Source organism: Methylobacterium sp. NFXW15 (assembly GCF_049887755.1).
Taxonomy (GTDB): domain Bacteria; phylum Pseudomonadota; class Alphaproteobacteria; order Rhizobiales; family Beijerinckiaceae; genus Methylobacterium.
In genome coordinates, this window is record NZ_JAGEKG010000001.1 from 580249 (window position 1) to 604562 (window position 24314).

The window sequence follows — 24314 nt, forward strand, 5'->3', positions numbered from 1 at the left end:
GGGTCTGTTTTTAGACGTCTTTTCTTATGGGTGTCCGGCGGAGGGATCGAGCCCTCCGCCGGAATTCAATCACGCCTTGTGCAGCGGATTCTCGCGCAGGTAGCTCGACGCGGCAGCGACGCCGGAGCCGGGCGTGACCTTCATGCCGCAATCGATCATCGCCATCTCGGCGCCCGCGATGGCGCCCAGCAGCGACAGCTCGTTGAGATCGCCCAGGTGGCCGATGCGGAACACCTTGCCAGCGACTTTGGACAGACCGGCGCCGAGGGAGAGGTTGTACCGCGCATAGGCGTGGCTGATGATCTTGGCCGCATCGACGCCCTCCGGCACGACGATCGCCGTGACGGTGTCGGAGTTCCACTTGGGCTCCTTGGCGCAGGGCTTGAGGCCCCAGGCGGCCACGGCCTGACGGGTCGCCTCGGCGAGCACGTGATGGCGGTGGTAGATGTTCTCCATCCCCTCCTCCTTCATCACGGTCAGCGCTTCCTTCAGACCGTAGAGGAGCGGCAGGGCCGGCGTGTAGGGGAAGTAGCCGCCCTTGTTCGCGTTGAGCTGGTCGGCCCAGGCGAAATAGACGTGGCCGAGACGGTCGTTGCTGCCGCCCTGGCCGCCCTCGGCGACCTTCAGCGCCTTCTGGCTGACGCAGAGCAGGCCGAGGCCGGCCGGCAGCATGAAGCCCTTCTGCGAGCCCGCCACCGCGCAATCGACCTTCCACTCGTCCATCTTGAACGGCAGCGAGCCGATGGAGGAAATGCCGTCGACGAAGAGCAGGGCCGGGTGGCCGGCGGCGTCCATCGCCTTGCGCACGGCGCCGATGTCGCTGGTGACGCCGGTCGCGGTCTCGTTGTGGACGACCATCACCGCCTTGATGGCGTGATCCTTGTCGGCGCGCAGCGCCTCGCCGATCTTCTCCGGATCGGCGCCGGTGCCCCACTCCTCGTCCTGGACGATCACGTCGAGGCCGAGACGCTGGGCCATGTCGACCCAGAGGTGGCTGAACTGGCCGAAGCGGGCCGCGACCACCTTGTCACCCCGGCAGAGGGTGTTGGTCAGCGCCGATTCCCAGATGCCCGTGCCCGAGGACGGGTAGAGCAGGATCGTGCCGTCGGTCGTGCCGTAGACCATCTTGGCGTCTTGGAAGAGCGGCTTGGCGAGCTCTGGGAAGCTCGGCGAGCGGTGATCCTCGGACTGCACCGACATCGCCCGGATCACCCGGTCGGGAATGGTGGTCGGACCGGGGATGAAAAGGTGGTTGCGACCGGGGCGCCGGGTTGCGGCCATGATGTCTCCTCCGAATGGTTTCGCGCGCGGGATCGGGCCCGGCGCGGGATCTGTCGCGCGTGTCGGGGTTGTGAGCGTCGGGGAATTGCCGGGAAGACCCCGTCCGCCTGCGCGGCCGTGGCCTGCCCTGGACCCTGGGCGCTGCGGAGCGGCAGGCGGCAAGTGCCGCTCGCGTCGCGGCGCTGCCCGCGCCGGTCGCCTCCGATGTGCCGTCCTATCCTCGCGGCGCCGGAATTCGCGCCGCCTTCCCTTCCGCGCTGGCCCCACCGGCGGCCCGGCCGGGGCCGTCGGATCTCATGTATTATGGGTTGGCATCGGTCGAAAGGAAAACCGGAAAATCTTCGGACAAGGGGCAAAAAAATTTGGCGTGCAGTGCAACCTGGCGGCCAGGAAGGTTGAGTCAACGATTTCACGAATGTTGCCGGGTCGTGTGACCGGCAGCGTCATCAAAACGAGACGTAATCGCGCTCTGGATCCCCGCGCAACTCGCAGGGAGACCGCCGTGGCAGAGGACGACGACAGGCCGATCCGCGTCCGCACCCTGTTCCTGTCCGATCTGCACCTCGGCACGCGCGGGTGCCAGGCGGGGATGCTGCTGGGCTTCCTGAGGGACTACGATGCGGACACCATCTACCTCGTCGGCGACATCGTCGACGGCTGGCAGCTGAAATCCGGCTGGTACTGGCCGCAGGCCCATAACGACGTGGTGCAGAAGCTCCTGCGCAAGGTCCGCAAGGGGACACATGTCGTCTACCTGCCGGGCAACCACGACGAGTTCCTGCGCAACTATGTCGGCACGACCTTCGGCGGTATCGAGATCGCCGATACGGCGATCCACGAATCGGCGGATGGACGCCGCTACCTCGTGATCCACGGCGACCAGTTCGACATGGTGATGCGCCACCAGCGCTGGCTGGCTCATCTGGGCGACGGCGCCTACACCCTCGCCCTGTGGCTGAACACGATCCTCAACCGCTTCCGGCGGCGGCTCGGCTTGTCGTACTGGTCGCTCTCGGCCTGGGCGAAGCTGAAGGTGAAGAACGCCGTCAGCTTCATCGGCAAGTTCGAGGAGATCCTGGCCGAGGAGGCCAAGCGCCGGGGCGCGCAGGGGGTCATCTGCGGCCACATCCACCATGCGGCCGACCGGTCCATCGGCGACCTGCGCTACCTCAATACCGGCGATTGGGTCGAATCCTGCACCGGCATCATCGAGCATTACGACGGCCGGATCGAGGTGATCCACTACCCGTCGCTGCTGCGGGCCAAGGAGGCGGAGACTCAGGCGCAGGCGCAAGCCCAGCCTCAGCTTCCGCCGGGGCGGAGAGCCGTCGCGTGAGACTCCTGATCGCGAGCGATGCATGGCACCCGCAGGTCAACGGCGTGGTGCGCTCCCTCGAACAGATGATGCGGCGCGCGCCCGCCCACGGCTTCTCGGCCTCCATTCTGAGCCCGGCCGAATTCCCGTCCATGCCCCTGCCGGGCTATCCCGAGATCCGCCTCGCCTGCCCAGTCCCGGGGCGCCTCGGCAGCCGGTGGGACGCGGCGGCGCCGACCCATGTGCACATCGCCACCGAGGGGCCGGTGGGCTTCGCCGTGCGGCGGCGCTGTCTCGCGCAAAGGTTGCCCTTCACCACGAGCTATCACACGCGCTTCCCCGAATATCTCGCTGCCCGCGCGCCCGTGCCTGAGGCGTGGTCCTACGCCTATCTGCGACGCTTCCACGGGGCCGCGAACGGCACCATGGTGAGCACGGGAAGCCTTCAGAGCGAATTGGAAGCGCGCGGCTTCGGCCGCATCATGCAGTGGACGCGGGGCGTCGACACCGATCTCTTCGCGCCCGCCGCGCCGGGCGCTGCGCTGCCCGCCGACCTCGCCGGGCTGCCCCGTCCGTTCTTCCTGTTCGTCGGGCGGCTCGCCATCGAGAAGAACGTCGCGGCCTTCCTGGCCCTCGACCTGCCGGGCACCAAGGTGGTGATCGGCGATGGGCCGGACCGGGCGCGGCTGGAGAGCCTCGCCCCGCAGGCGCGCTTCCTCGGCACCCGCACGGGCGCCGACCTTGCCGCGCTCTACGCCGCCTGCGACGTGTTCGTGTTTCCGAGCCTCACCGACACGTTCGGCATCGTGCTGCTGGAAGCCCTGGCCTGCGGCCTGCCCGTGGCGGCCTTTCCCGTGCCCGGCCCCCTCGACGTGATCGGCACGAGCGGCGTCGGCGTGCTCGACCACGACCTGCGCGCGGCGGCCCTGCGGGCGCTGACGATTCCCCGCGCCTCCTGCCGCGAGGACGCCCTGCGCCGGGGCTGGGACGAAAGCGCCCGGCAATTCTACGGGAACATCCTGGCGGCCCGCCGCCTCGCCCAGCCTCAAGCGGCATAGCAGGATCCCAAAGGACGAGTCCTTTGGTGGGGTCCAGGGGCGAGGCCCCTGGCGGTCCGCAGGGCTTGCTCTTTGGAAACCCGTGACGCCGTGTCAGATGGGCGCCATGCCGCCCTTCGATCCCGCCCGCGCCGCCAGCTATCCCATCGTGATCGGTTGCGACGAGGTGGGACGGGGTGCCTTGAGCGGCCCGGTGGTGGTCGCCGCCGTATGGTTCGACCCCGCCTCCATCCCGCCCGATCTCCTCGGCGCCTTGGACGACAGCAAGAAGCTGCCGGAGCCCGTGCGCAACCGGCTGGCCCCGTTGATCCGGCGGTATGGGCGGGTCGCCCTCGCAGCGGGCTCGCCCGCATTGATCGACCGGATCAACATCCGCGCCGCGACCCTCGACGCCATGGCGCGGGCGGTGCGCAAGCTTGCGATCGACGCGCCGGTCTACGTCGATGGGCGCGATGCCCTTTCGGGTTTCTCGGGGAAGGCGGTAATCGGCGGCGAGCGGCTGGTGCCGCAGATCGCCGCCGCCTCCATCGTCGCGAAGGTCATGCGCGACGCGTTCATGCGGCGGCTGGCCCGCGCCCATCCCGGCTATGGTTGGGAGCGCAATGTCGGCTACGGCACGGCTCTCCACCGCCAAGGTCTGGCTACCCTCGGCCGCAGCGCGCACCACCGGGTGAGCTTCACAAAGACGTTCGGGTAAAGCGGCTCAGAACAGGCTGAGCTGCGCCCCCGCCGGCCGGAAATCGTCCGTGTTCAGGGCCATGCGCCCGAACGAGAACCCGAGCCTTCTGCCCGCGAGGCGGACCCGCTGGCCGATCATCTCGGCATAGGGTCCCTCGCCCCGGAAGCGGTGGCCGAAGCGCGAGTCATTCTCCTTGCCGCCACGCGACTGGCGCAAGAGCGCGAGGGCGCGCTCCCGGCGCTCGGGGTAATGCTCCGCGAACCAATCGGCCACGAGATCCTTCACCTCGCCGGGCAGGCGCAGCAGAGCGTGGCCGATCCGGCTCGCCCCCTGCGCACGCGCAGCCTCCAACACCGATTCGATCTCGTGATCGGTGAGGCCGGGGATGATCGGCGAGATGTTGACCATCACCGGCACCCCCGCCTCCGCCAGGGCGCGCATGGCCGCGAGCCGCTTCTCCGGACGCGGCGCGCGGGGATCGAGCCGCCGGGACAGGGCCGGATCGAGGGTCGGCAGGGAGATCGCGACGAGGGCGAGATTGCGTGCGGCCATCCTCGAGAGAAGATCGAGATCGCGCAGCACGAGATCTGATTTCGTGGTCACACCGACCGGATGCCGGGCCTCGTCCAGCACCTCCAGCACGGCACGGGTGAGGCGGTACTCCCGCTCGATCGGCTGATAGGGATCGGTGGCGGTGCCGAGTGCGATCGTCTCCGGCCGGTAGCCCGGCGCCGACAATTCCTTCCGCAGCAGCCGTGCCGCCTCCGGCTTGGTGAACAGGCGCGATTCGAAGTCGAGCCCCGGAGACAAGCCGAGATAGGCGTGGGTTGGCCGCGCGTAACAGTAGATGCAGCCGTGCTCGCAGCCGCGATACGGGTTGAGCGACCGGTCGAACGGGATATCCGGCGAGGTGTTCCTGGCGATGATCGAGGCCGTCCGCTCCGGCCGAACCTCCGTCCGAAGGGGCGTGGGCGCCTCGCTCTCCCACCCATCATCGAAAGCCTCCCGCCGGGCAGTCTCGAACCGGCCGGTCGGATTTGCCGTGGCACCCCGCCCCTTCCGGCCCTCGGGCAGGGGCATGCTCTTGGTCAGGCGCAGGGTGATCGGCGAATCTTGACGCATGAAGCCTCGCTGGCTTCAGGAACATAACACGAACGACTGGAGCAAGTCTGCGGAAAATGCGGGCAAACGGAGAGACTTGCGGCCCGTGGCGCGGGAAGTGCGTTTATCCTTGCGCAAAATCGGGTATGCGCCCCGCATGCTCTCCGCCGTGACCCATTTGGACGATCCGGCCGACCCGGATGCGATCGACCGGTTGGCCGACACGCTCAGCGCCCTCGTGTCGGGCGTGGCGGGCGGCCTTGTCGGCGACGCGATCATCGTCGTGCCCCGTGAGGTCCCTGCCGTGGCGACCGTCGCGGAGGCGACCGGCGCGGTGCTGGTGGTACATACGGGCCATGATCCCTTCGGCGCCGGCGCAGCGATTGCGCGGCGCGACTGGATCTTCTGCCTCGACGCGGGCGACGTACCTGCAGAGGGCTGGATCCGCACCCTCGACCGGTTCGTCGGCATGGCCAAACCCGAGATCGGGATCGGCCGCCTCGACCGCCCCGAGCCCCTGCGCCGTCTCCGTAACCGCCTCGACAGACTGTTCGGCACGCGGACGATCCGGGCGGGGGATGTGGTGCGGCGGGAGGACCTGTCCGGCCGGACGAAGCGGCTGCGGGTCCGTGCCCTGCATGCGCGGATTGACCGGTCCTGAACTGATCATCGGCCGGGCGAAAACTCTTCTCAAAAGCCCATCAAATGTAATTCTCGCGCGCCTCCCTGGCGGAACAGCCCGAAACTTGCTCAGTTGCCGGCAACGATCCGCTGCCAAGCCGGCGGCACCGCTTTTGGGATGACGCCGATGGAAGCTTCCAACCTGATGGCGCGAAAGTCGGTGGACGATATCGTCGCCGGTGGGGAGGCCGAGTCGCAGACCCTCTCGCGTTCGCTGGGCGCGCTCTCCATCACGGCCATGGGCATCGGCGCCATCATCGGCGCGGGCATCTTCGTGCTCACCGGCACGGCCGCCGCGCAGTATGCGGGGCCGGGCATCATGCTCTCCTTCGTGCTGGGCGGCATCGCCTGCGCCTTCGTGGGCCTGTGCTACTCGGAAATGGCCGCGCTGATCCCGGTGGCGGGGTCGAGCTACACCTACACCTATGCGACGCTCGGCGAGTTCTTCGCGTGGCTGATCGGGTGGGACCTGATCCTCGAATACGCGATGGGCGCGGCGACCGTGGCGGTCGGCTGGTCGGGCTACATGACGAGCATCCTCAAGGATGTCGGCATTATCATCCCGGCCCGGTTCGCCCATGCGCCGGGCACCGAGATCGAGGGCGGCGGCACCGCTCTGTTCAACCTGCCCGCCGTGCTGATCGTGGCCGTGCTGACGCTGATGCTGATGCGTGGCACGAAGGAATCGGCCCGGTTCAACAACATCATGGTGGCGGTGAAGCTTGCGGTCGTCTTCGCCTTCATCGGGCTCGGCTGGAGCTACACCAAATCCGCGAACTGGAGCCCGCTGATCCCCGAGAACGATGGCACCTTCGGCCATTACGGCTACAGTGGCATTCTGCGCGGGGCGGGTGTCGTGTTCTTCGCCTTCATCGGGTTCGATGCGGTCTCGACGGCGGCGCAAGAGGCCAAGCGGCCGCAGAAGGACATGCCCATCGGCATCCTCGGTTCGCTCGCCGTGTGCACGATCCTCTACGTGCTGGTCGCGGCGGTCCTCACCGGCCTTGTCCCGTACAAGGACCTGAACGTGCCCGATCCGATCGCCAAGGGCGTCGACGTCATCGGGATCGGCTGGTTCGGGGCGCTGATCAAGCTCGGGGCGCTCACCGGCCTCACCACCGTGATCCTCGTGCTGCTCTACGGTCAGAGCCGGATCTTCTACACCATGGCCTCGGACGGGCTGCTGCCGAAGATCTTCTCCCACGTCCACCCGACCTACCAGACGCCATATCGCAGCCAGGCGCTGATCGGCGCCTGCGTCGCGCTGGTGGCGGCGTTGGTGCCGATCCACATCCTCGGCGAGATGGTGAGCATCGGCACGCTCGCCGCCTTCTGCCTCGTCTGCGGTGCGGTGATTCACCTGCGCCGCACGGAAAAGGGGATGAAGCGCCCCTTCAAGGTTCCGGCCGTACCGCTGGTGCCGATCCTCGGCATCGGCTTCTGCCTGCTCCTGATGGCCGGCCTGCCCCTCGATACATGGCTGCGTCTGGTGATCTGGATGGCGATCGGCCTCGTCGTCTACTTCGTCTACGGGCGGAAGCACTCGGTGCTTCGCAAGAAGAACGGGACGACGGCCTAGCCCGAGCGTCCCGTCATTGCGAGCGGAGCGAAGCAATCCAGAGTAGCGGGACCTCACCCCCGCCGCAGATGTTCGTCCAGGCGGGGCATGATCTCGACGAAGTTGCACGGCCGGTGGCGGTAATCGAGCTGCTGGCCGAGGATGCCGTCCCAGGCGTCCCGGCAGGCGCCGGGGGAGCCGGGCAGCACGAAGATGTAGGTCGCGCCCGCCACGCCCGCGGTCGCCCGCGATTGCAGGGTCGAGGTGCCGATCTTGTCGTAGGAGATGCGGTGGAACACCGCCGAGAAGCCGTCCATCCGCTTCTCGAACAGGGGCTCCAGCGCCTCGGGTGTCACGTCCCGTCCGGTGAAGCCGGTGCCGCCCGTGGTCAGCACCACGTCGACGGCCGGGTCGGCGATCCATTGTTCCACCTGCCCCCGGATCCGCGCCACCTCGTCGGGCACGATGGCACGGCCCGCGAGGCGGTGGCCCGCCTCGGTCAACCGCCCGGCGAGGGTATCGCCCGATCGGTCGTCATCGAGCGAGCGCGTATCGGAGACGGTGAGCACCGCGATCCCTAAGGGGATGAAGCGGCGGGCGGTCGAGGCGTCGGACATGGAAGGATTATGGCTCTCCGGCGCCCGCCGAACCACCCCCTCCGAAAAGGCTTCGCTGCGCTCGCAAGGACGGAAAGGTTTGTCAGGGCGTGGGAGCGGCCGGATCAGGCCGCGTGTCGTCGCGCAGCCGTTCCGGCGGCGGGCGCGGCCATCGGCTCGGGCAGACCCGTTGCCCGCAAGATGCCCTGTGCGCCCGCCAGCGCCCCCTCACGCAGTTCGAGGCCCAGGAACCGGGTGCGCTCGAACGGGCCCGGCATGGCGAGGCCGGCGGCGAGGTCGCCCCGGAAACCGAAGCGCGCGTAGTACGGCGCATCGCCCATGAGCAGGATCGCGCCGTGGCCCAGCGCCTCGGCCCGGCCGATGGCGGCCTGCATCATCACCGAGCCGAGCCCCTGGCCCTGCACCGCCGGATCCACCGCGAGCGGCCCGAGCAGCAGCGCGGGGCCCCCCTCGCCCGCCTCGACATGCCACAGGCGCAAGGTGCCGACGAGCCGACCCCGGCGCGTCGCGGCAAAGGCGAGCCCGCGCGCGGGCAGACGCCCCTCGCGCAGGCGCTCGGAGGTCTTGGCCCGGCGGTTGCCGGGGAAGCACACGTCCAGCAGGCGCTCGCGCGCCGGCACATCGTGGGGGAATTCCGCGCGGATCTCGATCATGACCGTCCCCTCCCAGGGTGTTCAGCGGGAGCAGCGACAATCCTCGCGGGCTGGCTCATGGGCCGCCCGTCCGGCACTCGGAAGAAATGAAGTCCGGGGCCTGAACGGTCCCGGAATCCGTGTGGGATCAGATCACGATCTGCTGAAGCGGGGGAAAGCCGTTGAAGGCCACCGCCGCGTAGGTCGTGGTGTAGGCGCCCGTGCCTTCGATCAGCACCTTGTCGCCGATCGAGAGCGAGACCGGCAGCGGGTAGTGCTGACGCTCGTAGAGCACGTCGACCGAATCGCAGGTCGGGCCGGCGATCACGCAGGGCTCGGTCCGCTCGCCGTCATGACGGGTGCGGATCGGGTAGCGGATCGCCTCGTCCATCGTCTCGGCGAGACCACCGAACTTGCCGATGTCGAGGTAGACCCATCGGACCTCGTCCGCGTCCGTGGACTTCTTCGAGACGAGCACGACCTCGGCCTCGATCATCCCGGCATTGCCGACCATGCCGCGGCCCGGCTCGATGATGGTCTCCGGGATGCGGTTGCCGAAATGCTTGGTCAGCGCGCGGAAGATCGCGTCGCCATAGCTCTCCACACCCGGAACGGCCTTCAGGTACTTCGTCGGGAAACCGCCGCCGAGGTTGACCATCGACAGGAAGATGCCGCGCTCCGCGCACTCGCGGAAGATCGTCGCGGCCGAGGCCAGCGCCCCGTCCCACGCCTCGGTGTTGCCCTGCTGCGAGCCGACATGAAACGACACGCCGTAGGCCTGGAGACCCTGGCGGTGGGCGTGCTCCAGCACGTCCGTCGCCATCTCCGGCACGCAGCCGAACTTGCGCGAGAGCGGCCAATCGGCCCCGGCCCCGTCGCAGAGGATGCGGCAGAACACCTGCACGGCGCCCGTCTCAAGGCCGGCGGCGGCAGCGGCGCGCGCGATCTTCTCGACCTCGGCCTCGCAATCCACCGCGAACAGGCGGATGCCGAGCGCCAGGGCGCGGCCAATGCAACGCTCCTTCTTGATGGTATTGCCGAAGGAGATCCGCTCCGCGGTGGCGCCGGCAGCCAGCACCATCTCGATCTCGGCGACGGAGGCCGTATCGAAGCAGGAGCCCATCTCGGCGAGCAGGCGCAGAACCTCGGGGGCCGGGTTGGCCTTCACCGCGTAGAACACGCGGGTGTCCGGAAGGGAGCGGGCGAAGGCGGTATAGTTCTCGCGCACGACATCGAGGTCGAGCACCATCACGGGCCCCTCGTCGCGGCCAAGGTCACGGCGCACGCGCAGGAAATCGCGGATCCGGTCGGTCATGGTCGGGCTCCCACCACGTCTCGAGAGCGCCCTCTGACGGGGCGCGTTGTCGAAATCAGACGGCTTCGCAGGCCGTCGGCGTCAGGGGGCGATGCACCGCGCGGGACCGGCACGCTTTGGAGACGCGCAAGTCCGAGCGGGCGCAGAGCACCCGGAAGCTGCCGTGGATTGGAAGGGAGAATCCCCACCGCACGCCGGGCAAAGAGAAACAAGCCTCTTCGGTGCCGACCTTTGGAGGGTCGGCGAGACCAAAAAAGCCCGTTCGTCGTTGCTTTAAGCTGCGTCCCCCGTGGAGAGCGGGGTTCGCCGGTTTCGCCTCCGGCTGCCGGTTGTTGTCGGGGTCCGGTGTTGCCACCTGGATTGCCGGAAGCGGGGGATCCACCCCCACGACCATCGATCCTAAGACCCCTGGCGGCTGTCCGGCAGTTGACCGGATACCCACCAACCGACACGCGGCCACAGGCACGTGCGAAATTGGGCAGGCGGGACATAATCGCCCTCGACCCGGAGGGCAAGACCGAATTGTACCCTATCCCCAAAATGCAATCGGGCGCAGCAGAGGTGTTGCAGCCGCGCCGCATCCGGGGCATCTCCCTGCGGCAGGCGGGATCCGGCGGACGGGCGATGGCAGGGCCGAGAGAACCGAAGTCGAGACAGACGCGGGCCGCCGCGTGACCGCGCCTCTCCGTGAGATGCCGCCGGTCCGGCCGGTGCCCGTGTTGCGTCCGGCCACCCTCGGCGACCTCGACGCCCTGGTCGCACTGGAACACGCGGCCTTCGCCACCGACCGCGCCGAGCGCCGGGCAATCCGGCACGCGATCCGCTCCGCCTCCATGGATGTGCTGGTCGCACTGATCGACGGCGATGTGCTGGTGGGGGCCGCCGTGTTGGAGCGCCGCAAGGCCAGCCGCATCGCCCGTCTCGCCTCCATCGCCGTGGCGCCGAACCGGGGCGGGCTCGGCCTCGGCGGACGCCTGCTCGACGCGGCCGAGGACACCGCCCGCGCCCATGGCTGCGACCGGCTGCGCCTCGAAGTCCGGGCCGATAACGGGGCGGGCATCCGCCTCTACGAACGGCGCGGCTACACCCGCTTCGCCGTGCGGCCGGATTACTATGAGGATGGGATGGAAGCGTGGCGCTACGAGCGCACGCTATAGGCGTCGCCCCGAAGACGCCCGATTAGGGGATTCTTACAGGGCCTCCGCGACATTCGTCGCGCCGTAGCACCGCACGAGTCTCGCCCCTTGGCCGTCATCGCCGCCTTCGTCATCAATGCGGGGCTGAACTTCGTCCTCGGCCTGCTGATCGCGAAGCTCCTCGGCCCGGCCGATTTCGGCCGCTTCGCCCTGGCGACGACCGGCGCCATCGTTCTCAACACCGTGTTGTTCGAGTGGCTGCGCCTGTCGGCCACCCGCTTCTATTCCGGCCGGGTGCGGGTGGACGAGCCGTGGATCCGGCACGGCCTGGACCGGGCCTATCTTCGCCTTGGGCTGCTGCTGGCCGCCGCCGCCGCCCTCTGCGGCGCCTTCGGCTTCGGCCAGGGGGCGGATGCGCGCGAGGCCGTGCTGTGCGGCACCGGGGTTGCCGCGCTCGGCATCGGGGTGTTCGACTACCATGCCGCGCTGGCCCGCGCCCGGTTCGACGGCAAGCTCTATCTCGGCCTCGTCGCCGTGAAGAACGTCCTGGCCCTCGTGCTGATGGCGGGGGCCGCGTGGTTCCTGCCGCAGCCCGCCTGGGTGCTCGCGGCGGCGGGCTTCAGCCAATTCCTCGCCGTCGTCCTGCTGCGGGGCTGGCTGCGCGACCCGGCCGCCACCTTCGAGCGGGCACGGCTCTCCACCACCTGGGGGGTGTTCGCCCGCTACGGCCTGCCGTTGATCGCGGCCAATGCTGCCTACCAGCTCCTGTCCTTCGTGAACCGGGGCGCGGTGGCGAGCCATGCGGGTTTCGAGGAGGCAGGGTATTTCGCGCTGGCCGCCGACGTGACCTCGCGGGTGCTGACGACGTTGGGCATGGCCCTCGATCTGCTGCTGTTCCAGATCGCCGTGCAGGCGGAAGAGCATCACGGCCGGGCGGCGGCGGAGGCGCAGGTGGCGCGCAACGCCGCGATGGTCTTCGCCCTTCTCGCCCCCTGCGCGGTCGGCTTCTGGGCGGTGCTGCCCGCCTTGCAGGCCCTCGTCGTGCCGGAAGCCTATCGCGGCCCATTCGAGACCTACAGCCTGGCACTTCTGCCCGGCTTGTTCGGCTTCGCGATGATGCTCTACGCGGTGAGCCCCGGCGTGCAGATTCGCCGCCGGACGATGCCGGTGATCGTCGCCGCCCTGGTGGCGCTCGGCCTGAACGGGATCGGCCTTCTGGTCCTGCCCCGAAGCTTCGGCGGGCTCGGCGTGGCGCTGGCGCAGACCCTCGGGCTGACCGGCGCCTGTCTCTGGCTCGGCTGGCGGGTGCTCAGCGGGCCTGAGAGACTGACCTTCCCCTGGGGCCAGATCGGCGCAGCGGCTTCGGCCTGCGCGGTGATGGGCTTCGCCCTCGCCCCCTTCCGCGCCCTTCCACCCGCCACGGCGCTGGCCGTGCTGGTGCCGATGGGCATGGGCCTCTACGGCGCGCTGGTCTGGGCGTTCGACATCGCCGGGTTGCGGAGCCAGATCATGGCGCGGCTCAGGACGGCGCGGGCTGTGGCGGCGGAATAGCCCTCCGTCATCGCGAGCGAAGCGAAGCGACCCAGGGCAGCGGGTCGCTTACCACCGTGGCGCGGCTGGATTGCTTCGCTCGCGCTCGCAATGACGGCGTGGACGAGACCGACCTAATCGATATCCTCGACGGCCTCGCCGCCGCCATAGACACGCTGGGCGAGGGAGGCTTCCATGAACGGGTCGATATGCCCGTCCAGCACCTCGTCCGGGTCGGTGGACTGGGTGCCCGTGCGGAGGTCCTTCACCAACTGGTACGGCTGGAGCACGTAGGACCGGATCTGGTGGCCCCAACCGATATCGGTCTTGGAGGCCGCCTCGGCGTTGGCCTTCTCCTCGCGCTTCTTCAGCTCGGCCTCGTAGAGGCGGGCGCGCAGCATGTTCCAGGCCGTCGCCCGGTTCTTGTGCTGCGAGCGCTCCTGCTGGCACGCCACGACGATCCCGGTCGGGTTGTGGGTGATACGCACCGCCGAGTCGGTGGTATTGACGTGCTGGCCACCCGCGCCGGAGGACCGGTAGGTGTCGATCCGGCAGTCCGACTCCTTGATCTCGATCTCGATCCGGTCATCGATCACCGGATAGACCCAGACGCTCGCGAAGCTGGTGTGCCGCCGCGCGTTGGAATCATAGGGCGAGATCCGCACCAGACGGTGCACGCCGGACTCGGTCTTGAGCCAACCATAGGCGTTGTGGCCCTTGATCAGGAGCGTGGCGCCCTTGATCCCGGCCTCTTCGCCGTCGGTCCACTCGACGATGTCGACCTTGAACTTCCGCCGCTCGGCCCAGCGGGCATACATGCGCTGGAGCATGTTGGCCCAGTCCTGGCTCTCGGTGCCGCCCGCGCCCGCATGGACTTCGACATAGGTGTCGAACCCATCGGCCTCGCCGGAGAGCAACGTCTCGACTTGACGGCTCGCCGCCTCCTTCTCGACGGCGCGGATCTGCTGCTCGCCTTCGGTGATCGAGGCAGCATCGCCTTCCATTTCACCGAGTTCGATCAGCGTCGCCGCGTCCTCAAGGTCGCGTTCGAGCTTGCGGATGGTCTGGACGGATTCATCGAGCTGCTGCCGCTCGCGCATGACTTTCTGCGCGGCCTCGGCGTCGTTCCACAACTCGGGGTCCTCTGAGCGGGCATTCAGCTCCGCGAGGCGTTTATCGACTGTATCCCAGTCAAAGATGCCTCCTCAGCAGTCCTATAGACTGCTTGGCGGCATCCGAGGCTTGCTCGATCTCGGCGCGCATCTGGTGTTTCGGAATGAGGAAAGTCAGGGCCGGGGTGATACCGGCGGCGCCCGGCGGTGTAAATGGGCGGTGACGTCGCCGCCGCGTTGCTTGCCATGACGGGAAGGACGAACTACCGGGCCGGGAGGACCGCCGATGCCGCGATGATTCTCGAAGACCGCCTCGCCCACCTGCCCATGCGCAAGCGTCGCGACCTCGCACGGGCGATGGCGATCCTGTTCGAGGAGTTCGAGGAATTCCAGAAACGCAAGACCTCGGACACGAAGAAGCGCGGACGCATCGTCCGCGTCGTGCTCTACGGCTCCCATGCCCGCGGCGATTGGGTCGAGGACCGCCGCTCGGGATACTTCTCGGATTACGACGTGCTGGTCGTCGTGAACCACGACGACCTCGTGGACGAGGTCGATCTTTGGGATCCGGTGCGCGACCGGATCATCCAGACCGAGATGCTCAAGCCGTGGCCGCACGCGACGACGAACATCATCGTCCACACTTATGCGGACGTGAACGATCAGGTCGCCCGGGGTCGGCCGTTCTTCACCGACCTCTTCCGGGATGGGATTACACTCTACGAGGCAATTGGCTTTCCGCTGGCCGAGCCGGGGCCTCTCACGCCGGAAGAGCGAAACGAGGAGGCGTGGCTACACTACGACACGTGGTTCGACGAAGCCGCTCGGGGTTTCAGAGGTGCCCGCTTCTATATGGGAGAAGGTTCCCATCGGAAGGCGGCGTTCGAATTGCATCAAGTCACGGAAGGCTTGTTCCACTGCACGCTGCTGGTGCTAACTCTCTACAGCCCAAAGCTTCACGCCCTTCGCCGACTGCGTCCCATGGCCGAGGGCGTCGATCGGCGGCTGGTCGAGGCATGGCCGCGCAATACCCGGCTCAGCCGGCGGCACTTCAACCTTCTGCACGACGCCTATGTGAAGGCACGTTACTCACGCCACTACACGATCACGGCCGAGGAGTTGGAATGGCTCGCCGAGCGCATCGGCGTGCTGCACCGGATCGTCCAGCAGGTGTGCCTGGAACATCTCGGCCCCCGGCCGAAGAGTGTGGCGACGCCGGATTAGCAAGCTGCTTATAAAAGTCTTGCCGTCATTGCAAGCGGAGCGAAGCAATCCAGCAGCGCCACGTTTAGAGGCGTCCCGCCGCCCTGGATTGCTTCGCTGACGCTCGCAATGACGGTGCGGGACCACGATCAGGCAGCACTTTTTCAGCAGCCTGCGAGAGCCGATACCGATCAAGTTGGGCCATTCCCATCCCCGACCTCATCCTGAGGTGAAGAGTGGGAAGGCGGCACTCTAAACCAACTTCGTCGGTGAAGGCTCTAGCCTTTCCGAGGCCGCTTACGGCTCCCACTGCATGAACACCGAACTGTCGAAGGCGAAGACCGGCTCGTCGCGCTGGTTCACCCCCGTGTTGCGGGCGAAGGCGAGGCCCCAGCCGGGGCGGGAGCCGGAGGCACGCTTGTCGGTGAGCTTCGTGGCGAAGCGGATCGTGTCGCCCGCATAGACCGGGCGGATCCAGCGCATGTTGCGAAAACCCGGCGAGGGCCCAGCCTCCGGCACCGGCCCCCGCTGCGCCGTAAAGGCGACGTCGCGGGCACGGGTGGTGAGCAGGCGGTTCATGTAGGCCGCCGCCGTGTGCCAGCCGGAAGCGCAGAGCCCGCCGAAATGCGTTTGCCGCGCGGCCCCGTCATCGAGATGGAAGGCCTGCGGATCGTAGGCCTTCGCGAAGGCAATGATCGCGTCCGCGTCGAAACTGTAGGGGCCGAGATCCCGCGTTGTGCCGACCTCGATGTCGCGCAGGTAGCGGACGGGCTCGGCGTCGTCGGGCTCCGGCAGGGGATGCGGCTCGCCGATCGTGACCGGGCGCGGCGGCAGGGGATGCGTGCCGCGCCGGGCCAGCATGAAGGTGAAGCGCTGCGTCATCACCGTCTGGTCTCGCCCATTCTGCAGGGCAAGCTGAGCGTTCACGAAGCCGAGCCCCGGCTTGGTGGATGAATCCCGCAGGCCCGTGATCGTCAGGCTCACCGCCAGCGTATCACCCGGCAGGACCGGGGCGAGCCAGCGCAACTCGTCGATGCCCGGCGCACCGAGCGACGAACCGCCCCGGAATGGCCCCTGCTGCAGGAGCCGCATCCCGAGCGCCGCCGTGTGCCAGCCGGAGGCGATGAGCCGACCGGCGAAGGTCCCTTCGGCCGCCGCCTCGTCCAGATGGAAGGGCTGGAAGTCGAAGGCCCTGGCGAAGGCGACGATGTCCTCGCGGCTCACCGTCAGCGGTTGGCCGGTCAGCACGTCGCCGACGGAATAATCCTCGAAGGCCAGTTCGGGCATTCGGCTCCCGGAGTCGTCAGTTGGCGAAGCGGAAATGCAGCACGTCGCCGTCCTGCACGACGTATTCCTTGCCTTCAAGCCTGAGCTTGCCCGCGTCGCGCGCTCCGGCTTCACCGTTGAGCGTGGTGTAATCCTTGAAGGCGATGGTCTCGGCGCGGATGAACCCCTTCTCGAAATCCGAGTGGATCACGCCTGCCGCGCCCGGCGCCCGCGTGCCCTTGGTGATCGTCCAGGCACGGGCCTCCTTCGGGCCGACCGTGAAGTAGGTCACGAGGCCAAGCAGATCGTAGCCCGCGCGGATCACCCGGTTGAGGCCGGGCTCGGCGAGGCCGACAGCCTCCAGGAACTCGGCCTGATCGGCCTGCGGCATCACCGCGATCTCACTCTCGATCTTGGCCGAGACCACCACCGCGACAGCACCCTCGGCCTTGGCGCGGGCGAAGACCGCCTGCGAGTGGGCATTCCCCTGATCGGCATCGCCCTCGTCCACGTTGCAGACGTAGAGGACCGGCTTGGCGGTCATCAGGCCGAGGGTCTGGAACAGGCGCTCCTCTTCGGGCTTGCGCTCCACGAGGCGGGCGGGCTTGCCGTCGCGCAGGAGCGGCAGGGCGCGGTTCACGAGGTCGAGGGCCTCCTTCGCTTCCTTGTCGGAGCCCTTGGCCTTCTTCTCCAGGGCGACGGCCCGGCGTTCCAGGCTGTCGAGGTCGGCGAGCATCAGCTCGGTCTCGATGGTCTCGATGTCGGCGGCGGGATCGACCTTGCCCTCGACGTGGGTCACGTCCCCGTCCTCGAAGCAGCGCACGACATGGGCGATGGCATCGACTTCACGGATGTTGGCGAGGAACTGGTTGCCGAGCCCCTCACCCTTCGAGGCGCCGCGCACGAGACCGGCGATGTCCACGAAGGTCAGGCGGGTCGGGATGATCTCCTTCGAGCCGGCGATGCGGGCGAGGTCATCCAGGCGTGGGTCCGGAACCGCCACTTCGCCGACATTCGGTTCGATGGTGCAGAACGGATAGTTCGCCGCCTGCGCCGCCGCCGTCTGCGTCAGCGCGTTGAAGAGGGTCGACTTGCCGACGTTCGGCAGGCCGACGATGCCGCATTTGAAGCCCATGACGTGTCCTAGCAGGTTGCTGCAGTAATCTGGTGTCGGATCGCCTCAGAGCGGTCGGCCGCTCCTCTTCGTCGGCATGGATTTCTCCAAAACCGCCCGCATCGTTCGGGGCCGATCGATCCGTTGGGCTGCGGCGCGCCCCGATATCGTATCCGCGTGTTTTCGTGTCAATTTTTGCTGCCGAGCGTCTTCACCTCATCCCAGCCGCGTCCGGCCATGGCGAGGTGGACCTTGTTCTGGAAACTCGCATCCTCGCCCGCCGCGAGCACGGCGGCGTGGTCGGCGACCGCACGGCAGAGATCTTCGACCCAGGGCATCTCGGCCTTGCCGAAATCGTTGAGCACGTAGGAATGGACGAGCGCCTTATCTCCGGGATGGCCGATGCCGAGGCGCACCCGGCGGTACTCGTTCCCGCACTGCGCCGTGATCGAGCGCAGGCCATTATGGCCCGCATTGCCGCCGCCCAGCTTCACCCGGAGCTTGGCCGGGGGCAGGTCGAGCTCGTCGTGCAGCACGATCACGTCGGAAAGGGCGATCTTGTAGAAGCGCTGCGCCTCGGCGACCGAACGCCCGGACTCGTTCATGAAGGTCTGCGGCTTGAGCAGGATCGCCCGCTCGGAGCCGAGCGCCACCTCCGCCGCCTCGCCCTGGAAGCGGCGCCGGAACGGAGCCGCCCGGTGGACGCGGGCGATCTCGTCGATGGCGAGGAAGCCGATATTGTGCCGGTTGGCGGCGTAGCGGGAGCCCGGATTCCCGAGACCGACGATCAGGCGCATCCTGTTGCGGGGCGACGGATCGGCCGCCCCGTCCTCCTATGGGGCGCTCACCCGAAGGAACAGCGCGCGGCGGGAAAGGCCCGCGCATAGCAGATCGCCGCGCGGGCCGACATCCACTTCGTCGGAATGCGCTCTAGACGGTCGCCCCGATCTGCCACGGCGCGAACTCGTCCGCTCCGAAATCCAGCGCCTCGCTCTTGGTCCGCTCGCCACCCGCGACCCGCAGGATCAATTCGAAGATTCGCTGGCCCGCCTGCTCCACCGTCTCGTCACCATCGACGATGGTGCCGCAATTGACGTCCATGTCCTCTTCGAGCCGCCGGAACATGGGAGTGTTGGTGGCGATCTTGATCGACGGCGCGGGCTTGCAACCGAACATGCTGCCCCGCCCCGTGGTGAAGCAGACGAGGTTCGCCCCGCCCGCCACCTGCCCGGTCGCGGCCACGGGGTCGTAGCCGGGCGTGTCCATGAAGGTGAAGCCCTTCTTGGTCACCGGCTCGGCATAGCGGACCACGTCCACGAGGTTGGTGCTGCCCGCCTTGGCCATGGCGCCGAGCGACTTTTCGAGAATGGTCGTGAGCCCGCCGGCCTTGTTGCCCGGTGTCGGGTTCGCGTTGATCTCGGCTCCCTCCTTGGCGGTGTAGTCCTCCCACCAATGCATCAGGTCCACGAGCCGCTGGCCGATCTCCGGGCTCTCGGCCCGGCGGGTGAACAATTGCTCGGCACCGTAGGTCTCGGTGGTCTCCGAGAGGATGACGCTGCCGCCATGGCGCACGACGAGATCGCTGGCGATGCCCAAGGCCGGGTTCGCGGAGACGCCGGAATAGCCGTCCGAGCCGCCGCATTGCAGGGCGACCGTCAATTCGCTTGCGGGCACCGGCTCGCGCCGGACGGAATTCGCCTCGTGCAGAACCTCCTTCACAAAGTCGATGCCCGCCTCGACCGTCTTGCGGGTGCCGCCCATGCTCTGGATGTTCATGTTGCGGATGCGATCGCCGAGACCCTGCTCCTCCAGGAAGGTGCCGATCTGGTTCACCTCGCAGCCGAGGCCGATCATCACGATGTGCGAGAAGTTGGCGTGGCGCGCGTAGCCCGCCAGCGTCCGCCGGAGAAGGCGCAACGGCTCGCCCATCGCCATGCCGCAGCCAGTCTTATGGGTGAGCGCGACGACGCCATCGACGTTCGGCGTGCCCGCCAACGGGTCGAGATCGAGGATCGGGTGACGCTTGAACGCGTCGGCGATCAAGCCCGCGACATGGGCCGAACAATTCACCGAGGTGAGGATGCCGACGTAGTTGCGCGTCGCCACCCGCCCGTCCGCGCGGCGGATGCCCGCGAAAGTGGCGGGCGAGGCGATGAAGGGCGTAGGCTTGACGTCGCGCCCGAACGCGTAATCGCGGGCGAAATCGCCCATGGCGAGATTGTGGGTGTGGATGTGCTGGCCGGGCGCGATGGGCTGCGTCGCGAAGCCGATCACCTGACCGTATTTCAGCACCGCCTCGCCGGGCGCATGGCCGCGGACAGCGACCTTGTGGCCGGCGGGAATCCGCTCGGAGGCGGCCACGCCCCCGGCCACGGCGGTGCCGGGCTCGATGGCGGTGCGGGCGATCACCACCCCGTCTGCCGCGTTCAGGGTGATCGTCGGATAGGTCACCACGGGTTTCCTCCCCGCTCCCTCGTGGGGAGCGTTGCCATTGTCTTTGCCCGGAGCGGAGCAAAGATCGGCGGAGGTTTCAAGGCCGCCGGATGACGGCCGCAGGAGGCTCTCAGGCGGCGGACGGCCGACGCAGGAGGTCGCGCACCATGCGGAAGGGCAGCAGCGGAAGCTTGATCAGCCCCCCCAGAGCCACGACGGCGAGAACGGTCAGGATCGCGAGGACGGTCTTGAACACGGCGGTCTCCGTGGCACTGCGGCCACAACGCGCCGCTAATCGGCAGGAAGCGCCTCAAAGCAGGCAACAGTGTGAACGCAGCGGGCCTGTCCCTGCGTCAGATCGCACATGCACATATTGCATCGCAGACATGGTCACAACGGGGGATCGCACTAGCCCCGTGCCACTCTCATGCCATCGTCGGACGCCATCCGCTGCACTGCCGCGAGGGTTCGCTCGAGCGGCCGTGAGTAGAAGGATGTGTCATGTCCAAGACCCTGGCGGCTCTGCTGGCCCTCGCCATTGGCGCGGCCCCCGCCGTGTCCCTCGCCGAATCCTCGCCCGCGCGTGAAGCGCTGAAGCGAGCCTGCACCGGCGACTACATGGAACTCTGCAGTGATTTCGCGCCGGGCGGCCCCGAGGTCGAGGCCTGCTTCCGCACCAACATGAAGAAGCTCTCGCCCGACTGCTCCACGGCGATCACCGCCTACAAGAAAGAGCAGAAGGCCACCCGCAAGGTGAGCGAGGCTCGCTAACGAGCCCCGCCCCGGCGGTCGCGTGGCCTAGGAAGCCCGCGCGAGGGTGATGATCGCCTCCCGCGGCACCGCCTCGGGGGGGATGGCGATGGCGGGCAGCTTGCCCGACGCCGCGTTGGCGAGAACATCGTCCATCTCGGATTTCGGCATGGCACGGCCGAACAGGTAACCCTGGCCGAAATCGCAGCCCTGGTCGGAGAGCCAATCGACGCTGGCATCGGTCTCGATGCCTTCGGCGGTGGTGGCGAGGCCGAGGCTGGAGCCGAGCTTGATGATGGCATCGACCAGCTTGGCGCGCTCATCGCTCATGGTGATGGCATCGACGTAGCTGCGGTCGATCTTCAGCTTGTCGAACTTCAATTCGCGCAGGTGGTACAGGCTGGAATAGCCGGTGCCGAAATCGTCCAGCGCGATGCGCACGCCGAGTCGCTGCAGCGAGGTGAGCGTGGCCCGCGTCGCCTCCAGATCCTGGATCAGGGCGCTCTCGGTGATCTCCACCTCCAGCCGCCCCGGCGGGAAGCCGGTCTCGGTGAGGATGGCGAGGATCCGCTCGGCGAGCCACACGTCCTGGAACTGGTGCGGGGCGATGTTCACCGCCAGGATGAGGTGGGCGGGCCAGTCGCGCGCGTCGAGGCAGGCCCGGCGGATCAGGTTGTAGCTGAGCTCCGCGATCATCCCCGTCTCCTCGGCCACAGGGATGAACTCGTTCGGGCTGATCAGACCCCGTTCGGGGTGGCGCCAGCGGGCCAGAACCTCGAGACCGACGATCTGCTTGTCCGGCAACGCGACCACCGGCTGGTAGAACGGCTCGATCGCCCCCTGCTCGATCGCCGTGCGCAACTCCGCCTCCAGGCGGGCGCGGGCGCGAAGCTCCTCGTCCATGGCGCTGCGGAAGAAGCGGTAGGTGCCGCGCCCTTCCTTCTTGCCCTGGTACATGGCGAGGTCGGCCGCGTGCAGGATGGCGTCGGCATCGATGTAGTCGGCGGACACGGCGGCCACGCCGACCGTGGCGCCGACCTTCAATTCGTTCTGGCTCCAGTTGATGGGCGCGGCGATCGAGGAGATCACCCCCTGCGCGAGGCGCGTCAGCCCGTCGCTGCCGTGAGAGAGTGGAACCAAGAGGGCGAATTCGTCGCCGCCGAGCCGGGCCGCGACGCCGCCTGGGGGCAGCAGGGCGGTCAGGCGTTCCGCGACGGCGCAGAGCACGGCGTTACCGGCGGCATGGCCGTAGAGGTCGTTGACCGGCTTGAACCGGTCGAGGTCGATCAGCAGCACCGCCGACAACTCTGTCGAGAGTTGCCCCCGCACCCGCTCGACCTCCTCAAGGAAGCGGCGGCGGTTGGCGAGGCCGGTAAGCCCGTCATGCCGGGCGATGGCCTCGGCATTGGCGGCGGCGGCATCGCGCTCCAGCATGAGGCGACGCATCAGGATCGACTTGCGGATGCTGGCTCCGCAGATCGCGACGCCCATGCAGGCGCCGAGGATCATGAAATCCCCGAGCCGGTAAGTCTGAACCGCCTCATGCAGCACGTCGAAGGAGCCGAGCGTGATACCCACGAACCAGATGCCTGCCCCGATGAGGAGCAGGCAGAGGGTTTCGTAGAGTTCGCCCTTCCGCCACTGAACGATCGTCGCCTTGGTCATTGCGCCTACCTCTTGCGGCCACAACGAACCACAAATCACCTAAGACGGGGTGAAGCCGAAACTCGAAAGGTGGTATCCAACGGTAGGATTTGGCTCTGACATTTGAACTCTGCTGTTCTTTACCCTGAAAACAGTTCTCCCTTGCTCCGCCGCAAAGCCCGTTTCGCCGTCAGGAAGCCCGCTGCATCGGTGATGCCGGGAGCGGCGGCTTCCCGCACGTCGTTGGGCGTGAGGCCGAGGCTCGCGAGTTCGTGACGAGGAGCGGTTGAGAGGCGATAGAGGATGCGGCGGTTCATCGCAGGGCGTCCGAACTCCTCGCGAAGCTCATCGGCCACACGCCGCACCGTCCTGCGCAATCGATCCGCCACCATGGTCCTCGTTCCCTCTGTGAATGGGCGGCCAGGATGGTGGCAGGACCCTGGGCAAGACAGGGACGATTTCGTACGGTTCGTCCGAATTGTCCGCCGCTGGGACCCGTACGGATGTCATTCGCTGACCAGCTCGGCCGCACGGAAGCGGTCGCCGACGGCATCCGCCAGCGCATCGCGGCGCGGGTGCTCGCCCCCGGCGCGCGGATCCCCTCGGTGCGCGCCCAGGCCGAGGCGATGGGCGTGTCGAAATCGACGGTGGTGGAGGCCTATGAACGCTTGGCGGCCGAAGGCGCCATCGTCTCACGGCCGGGCTCCGGCTTCTACGTGGCGGGCAAGACCCGGCCCCTGTGCCTGAAGTCGATGGGGCCGGAACTCGACCGCGCGGTCGATCCGCTCTGGCTAGCCCGGCAATCGGCGCTCGCCGGATCCACCATGATGATGCCCGGCGGCGGCAACCTGCCCGAGGCCTGGCTGCCGGACGACGCCGTGCGGCGGGGCCTGCGCGCCGTCGCCCGAGCCGAGACCGCCATCGTCACCCGTTACGACCAGCCGCAGGGCTTTCCCCCGCTGCGGGCGCTCATCGCCCGGCGGGGCGCGGAGAAGGGCGTCGTCGCGAGCCCCGACCAGATCGTGCTGGTCGATTCCGCGACACAGGCCTTGGACCTGATCGCCCGGTTCCTGCTTCAGCCCGGCGACACGGTGCTGGTGGACGATCCCTGCTACTTCAACTTCGTCGCGCTGCTGCGCGCCCAGCGCGCCACGGTGATCGGGGTGCCGATGACGACGGAAGGGCCCGACCTGACGGCCCTGGCGGCCCTTCTGGCGGAGCACCGGCCGCGCTTCTACCTGACCAATTCGGCGCTGCAGAACCCGACCGGCACGAGCCTCCTGCCCGCGACGGCGCACCGCATCCTGCGCCTGTGCGAGGCACACGAGACCCTCGTGGTGGAAGACGAGATCTTCGGCGATCTCGAACCCGACGCCGCTCCGCGCCTTGCCGGGTTCGATGGGTTCGAACGGGTGATCCAGATCGGCGGCTTCTCGAAGACGCTCACCGCCGCCGCCCGCTGCGGCTGGATCGCCCTCCGGCCGGACTGGGTCGAGCCGCTGGTCGATCTGAAGCTCGCCCTCAGCCTCGGGAACGGCCATGTCTGCGCCGCCCTGGCGCACGGGCTGCTGACCGATGGCAGCTACCGGCGCACCCTGGCCGAGACGCGCCGAAGATTGGCAGGCGCCATGGCGCAGGTGGCCCGCGATCTCTCGGGGTGCGGCCTGCGCATCTGGGCCGAGCCGCGTGGCGGCTACTTCCTTTGGATGCGCCTGACGGATGGACGCGACGCGGCGGACGTGGCCCGCCGGGCGCTGACGCGCAACATGCTGCTCGCCCCGGGGGTGGTGTTCAGCCCCTCGGGCAGCTGGCAGGATTTCCTGCGTTTCAATGTCGGCCACTGCGCCGACCCGCAGGTCATGAACTCCCTGCGGGCCGTGTTGGGATAA

The 24314-nt window shown here is 68.1% G+C and carries 23 protein-coding genes; 10 read left to right on the forward strand and 13 right to left on the reverse strand.

Annotated features, from left to right (window positions below):
- Window positions 1-69: 69 nt before the first annotated feature.
- Window positions 70-1281, reverse strand: a complete 1212-nt coding sequence (locus tag J4O73_RS02795) for an aminotransferase class V-fold PLP-dependent enzyme (RefSeq protein WP_426214371.1) — start codon at window positions 1279-1281, stop codon at window positions 70-72.
- 502 nt (window positions 1282-1783) lie between these two features.
- Here J4O73_RS02795 and J4O73_RS02800 point away from each other — a divergent pair.
- The 3 genes from J4O73_RS02800 (at window position 1784) to J4O73_RS02810 (ending at window position 4351) form a co-directional block, all read left to right on the forward strand.
- A complete protein-coding gene (locus J4O73_RS02800; protein ID WP_426214372.1) occupies window positions 1784-2617 on the forward strand; it encodes a UDP-2,3-diacylglucosamine diphosphatase in 834 nt (277 codons plus the stop codon).
- Window positions 2614-3654 carry a glycosyltransferase family 4 protein gene (locus tag J4O73_RS02805; RefSeq protein WP_426214373.1) on the forward strand — a complete coding sequence of 347 codons (1041 nt, stop codon included), beginning with the start codon at window positions 2614-2616 and terminating at the stop codon, window positions 3652-3654. Before J4O73_RS02800 ends, J4O73_RS02805 begins: the two co-directional genes overlap by 4 nt.
- A 97-nt stretch (window positions 3655-3751) precedes the next feature.
- Entirely contained in the window at window positions 3752-4351 is a 600-nt protein-coding gene (locus J4O73_RS02810) for a ribonuclease HII (RefSeq protein WP_426214886.1), read from the forward strand.
- A 6-nt stretch (window positions 4352-4357) separates the two neighbouring features.
- Here J4O73_RS02810 and J4O73_RS02815 read toward each other — a convergent pair whose 3' ends face one another.
- A complete protein-coding gene (locus J4O73_RS02815) occupies window positions 4358-5455 on the reverse strand; it encodes a PA0069 family radical SAM protein (protein WP_426214374.1) in 1098 nt (365 codons plus the stop codon).
- A 136-nt stretch (window positions 5456-5591) separates the two neighbouring features.
- Here J4O73_RS02815 and J4O73_RS02820 point away from each other — a divergent pair, with 136 nt between their 5' ends.
- Both J4O73_RS02820 and J4O73_RS02825 read left to right on the forward strand, forming a co-directional pair.
- A complete protein-coding gene (locus J4O73_RS02820; protein ID WP_426214375.1) occupies window positions 5592-6095 on the forward strand; it encodes a hypothetical protein in 504 nt (167 codons plus the stop codon).
- 147 nt (window positions 6096-6242) lie between these two features.
- Window positions 6243-7694: an amino acid permease gene (locus J4O73_RS02825; RefSeq protein WP_426214376.1), complete on the forward strand. Its 1452-nt coding sequence runs from the start codon at window positions 6243-6245 to the stop codon at window positions 7692-7694.
- A gap of 53 nt (window positions 7695-7747) precedes the next feature.
- On the opposite strand, the gene moaB is transcribed toward J4O73_RS02825, so the two are convergent.
- The 3 genes from moaB to J4O73_RS02840 form a co-directional block, all read right to left on the reverse strand.
- Window positions 7748-8290, reverse strand: coding sequence for a molybdenum cofactor biosynthesis protein B (gene moaB / locus J4O73_RS02830; protein WP_426214377.1), 543 nt, complete (start codon window positions 8288-8290; stop codon window positions 7748-7750).
- A gap of 104 nt (window positions 8291-8394) precedes the next feature.
- Entirely contained in the window at window positions 8395-8943 is a 549-nt protein-coding gene (locus tag J4O73_RS02835; RefSeq protein WP_426214378.1) for a GNAT family N-acetyltransferase, read from the reverse strand.
- A gap of 127 nt (window positions 8944-9070) precedes the next feature.
- Window positions 9071-10237, reverse strand: coding sequence for a type III PLP-dependent enzyme (locus J4O73_RS02840; protein WP_426214379.1), 1167 nt, complete (start codon window positions 10235-10237; stop codon window positions 9071-9073).
- A 692-nt stretch (window positions 10238-10929) separates the two neighbouring features.
- On the opposite strand from J4O73_RS02840, the gene J4O73_RS02845 reads away from it, so the two are divergent.
- Together J4O73_RS02845 and J4O73_RS02850 are read left to right on the forward strand one after the other, a co-directional pair.
- The gene (locus J4O73_RS02845) at window positions 10930-11394 is read left to right on the forward strand and encodes a GNAT family N-acetyltransferase (protein ID WP_426214888.1); all 465 of its coding nucleotides are present in this window, start codon (window positions 10930-10932) and stop codon (window positions 11392-11394) included.
- An 87-nt stretch (window positions 11395-11481) separates the two neighbouring features.
- The gene (locus J4O73_RS02850; RefSeq protein ID WP_426214380.1) at window positions 11482-12924 is read left to right on the forward strand and encodes a lipopolysaccharide biosynthesis protein; all 1443 of its coding nucleotides are present in this window, start codon (window positions 11482-11484) and stop codon (window positions 12922-12924) included.
- Between the two features lie 113 nt (window positions 12925-13037).
- Here the strand turns inward: J4O73_RS02850 and prfB are convergent.
- Window positions 13038-14166 (reverse strand): peptide chain release factor 2 gene (prfB, locus tag J4O73_RS02855; RefSeq protein ID WP_426214381.1). Its coding sequence is split into 2 segments (ribosomal slippage): window positions 13038-14096 and window positions 14098-14166, totalling 1128 coding nucleotides; the frame shifts between segments, so codons are not numbered across the junction.
- A 62-nt stretch (window positions 14167-14228) separates the two neighbouring features.
- On the opposite strand from prfB, the gene J4O73_RS02860 reads away from it, so the two are divergent.
- Window positions 14229-15239 carry a HEPN domain-containing protein gene (locus tag J4O73_RS02860; protein ID WP_426214382.1) on the forward strand — a complete coding sequence of 337 codons (1011 nt, stop codon included), beginning with the start codon at window positions 14229-14231 and terminating at the stop codon, window positions 15237-15239.
- A gap of 276 nt (window positions 15240-15515) precedes the next feature.
- Here the strand turns inward: J4O73_RS02860 and J4O73_RS02865 are convergent, their stop codons facing one another.
- The 5 genes from J4O73_RS02865 to J4O73_RS02885 form a co-directional block, all read right to left on the reverse strand.
- Window positions 15516-16505, reverse strand: a complete 990-nt coding sequence (locus J4O73_RS02865; protein ID WP_426214383.1) for a MaoC/PaaZ C-terminal domain-containing protein — start codon at window positions 16503-16505, stop codon at window positions 15516-15518.
- Between the two features lie 16 nt (window positions 16506-16521).
- Complete coding sequence (gene ychF, locus J4O73_RS02870; RefSeq protein WP_426214384.1) at window positions 16522-17619, reverse strand: redox-regulated ATPase YchF; 1098 nt, start codon at window positions 17617-17619, stop codon at window positions 16522-16524.
- A 167-nt stretch (window positions 17620-17786) separates the two neighbouring features.
- The gene (gene pth, locus J4O73_RS02875; protein ID WP_426214385.1) at window positions 17787-18395 is read right to left on the reverse strand and encodes an aminoacyl-tRNA hydrolase; all 609 of its coding nucleotides are present in this window, start codon (window positions 18393-18395) and stop codon (window positions 17787-17789) included.
- 133 nt (window positions 18396-18528) lie between these two features.
- Window positions 18529-20052, reverse strand: a complete 1524-nt coding sequence (locus J4O73_RS02880) for a UxaA family hydrolase (RefSeq protein WP_426214386.1) — start codon at window positions 20050-20052, stop codon at window positions 18529-18531.
- A 109-nt stretch (window positions 20053-20161) separates the two neighbouring features.
- On the reverse strand, window positions 20162-20287 hold the full coding sequence (locus J4O73_RS02885) for a hypothetical protein (RefSeq protein ID WP_378968398.1): 126 nt from the start codon (window positions 20285-20287) through the stop codon (window positions 20162-20164).
- Between the two features lie 245 nt (window positions 20288-20532).
- Between J4O73_RS02885 and J4O73_RS02890 the strand changes: the two genes are divergently transcribed.
- Window positions 20533-20802: a hypothetical protein gene (locus J4O73_RS02890; protein WP_426214387.1), complete on the forward strand. Its 270-nt coding sequence runs from the start codon at window positions 20533-20535 to the stop codon at window positions 20800-20802.
- Window positions 20803-20829: 27 nt separating this feature from the next.
- Here the strand turns inward: J4O73_RS02890 and J4O73_RS02895 are convergent, their stop codons facing one another.
- Window positions 20830-22446: a putative bifunctional diguanylate cyclase/phosphodiesterase gene (locus tag J4O73_RS02895; RefSeq protein ID WP_426214388.1), complete on the reverse strand. Its 1617-nt coding sequence runs from the start codon at window positions 22444-22446 to the stop codon at window positions 20830-20832.
- A gap of 119 nt (window positions 22447-22565) precedes the next feature.
- Complete coding sequence (locus tag J4O73_RS02900; protein WP_426214389.1) at window positions 22566-22742, reverse strand: hypothetical protein; 177 nt, start codon at window positions 22740-22742, stop codon at window positions 22566-22568.
- A 186-nt stretch (window positions 22743-22928) separates the two neighbouring features.
- Here J4O73_RS02900 and J4O73_RS02905 point away from each other — a divergent pair, with 186 nt between their 5' ends.
- Window positions 22929-24314, forward strand: a complete 1386-nt coding sequence (locus J4O73_RS02905; RefSeq protein WP_426214391.1) for a PLP-dependent aminotransferase family protein — start codon at window positions 22929-22931, stop codon at window positions 24312-24314.

Bases quoted from the DNA above. Each gene is read 5' to 3' on its own strand.
- J4O73_RS02795 (WP_426214371.1), bottom strand. From the start codon at position 1,281: ATGGCCGCAACCCGGCGCCCCGGTCGCAACCACCTTTTCATCCCCGGT.
- J4O73_RS02810 (WP_426214886.1), top strand. From the start codon at position 3,752: ATGGGCGCCATGCCGCCCTTCGATCCCGCCCGCGCCGCCAGCTATCCC.
- J4O73_RS02815 (WP_426214374.1), bottom strand. From the start codon at position 5,455: ATGCGTCAAGATTCGCCGATCACCCTGCGCCTGACCAAGAGCATGCCC.
- J4O73_RS02820 (WP_426214375.1), top strand. From the start codon at position 5,592: ATGCTCTCCGCCGTGACCCATTTGGACGATCCGGCCGACCCGGATGCG.
- J4O73_RS02825 (WP_426214376.1), top strand. From the start codon at position 6,243: ATGGAAGCTTCCAACCTGATGGCGCGAAAGTCGGTGGACGATATCGTC.
- moaB (WP_426214377.1), bottom strand. From the start codon at position 8,290: ATGTCCGACGCCTCGACCGCCCGCCGCTTCATCCCCTTAGGGATCGCG.
- J4O73_RS02835 (WP_426214378.1), bottom strand. From the start codon at position 8,943: ATGATCGAGATCCGCGCGGAATTCCCCCACGATGTGCCGGCGCGCGAG.
- J4O73_RS02840 (WP_426214379.1), bottom strand. From the start codon at position 10,237: ATGACCGACCGGATCCGCGATTTCCTGCGCGTGCGCCGTGACCTTGGC.
- J4O73_RS02845 (WP_426214888.1), top strand. From the start codon at position 10,930: ATGCCGCCGGTCCGGCCGGTGCCCGTGTTGCGTCCGGCCACCCTCGGC.
- J4O73_RS02860 (WP_426214382.1), top strand. From the start codon at position 14,229: ATGGGCGGTGACGTCGCCGCCGCGTTGCTTGCCATGACGGGAAGGACG.
- J4O73_RS02865 (WP_426214383.1), bottom strand. From the start codon at position 16,505: ATGCCCGAACTGGCCTTCGAGGATTATTCCGTCGGCGACGTGCTGACC.
- ychF (WP_426214384.1), bottom strand. From the start codon at position 17,619: ATGGGCTTCAAATGCGGCATCGTCGGCCTGCCGAACGTCGGCAAGTCG.
- pth (WP_426214385.1), bottom strand. From the start codon at position 18,395: ATGCGCCTGATCGTCGGTCTCGGGAATCCGGGCTCCCGCTACGCCGCC.
- J4O73_RS02890 (WP_426214387.1), top strand. From the start codon at position 20,533: ATGTCCAAGACCCTGGCGGCTCTGCTGGCCCTCGCCATTGGCGCGGCC.
- J4O73_RS02895 (WP_426214388.1), bottom strand. From the start codon at position 22,446: ATGACCAAGGCGACGATCGTTCAGTGGCGGAAGGGCGAACTCTACGAA.
- J4O73_RS02900 (WP_426214389.1), bottom strand. From the start codon at position 22,742: ATGAACCGCCGCATCCTCTATCGCCTCTCAACCGCTCCTCGTCACGAA.
- J4O73_RS02905 (WP_426214391.1), top strand. From the start codon at position 22,929: ATGTCATTCGCTGACCAGCTCGGCCGCACGGAAGCGGTCGCCGACGGC.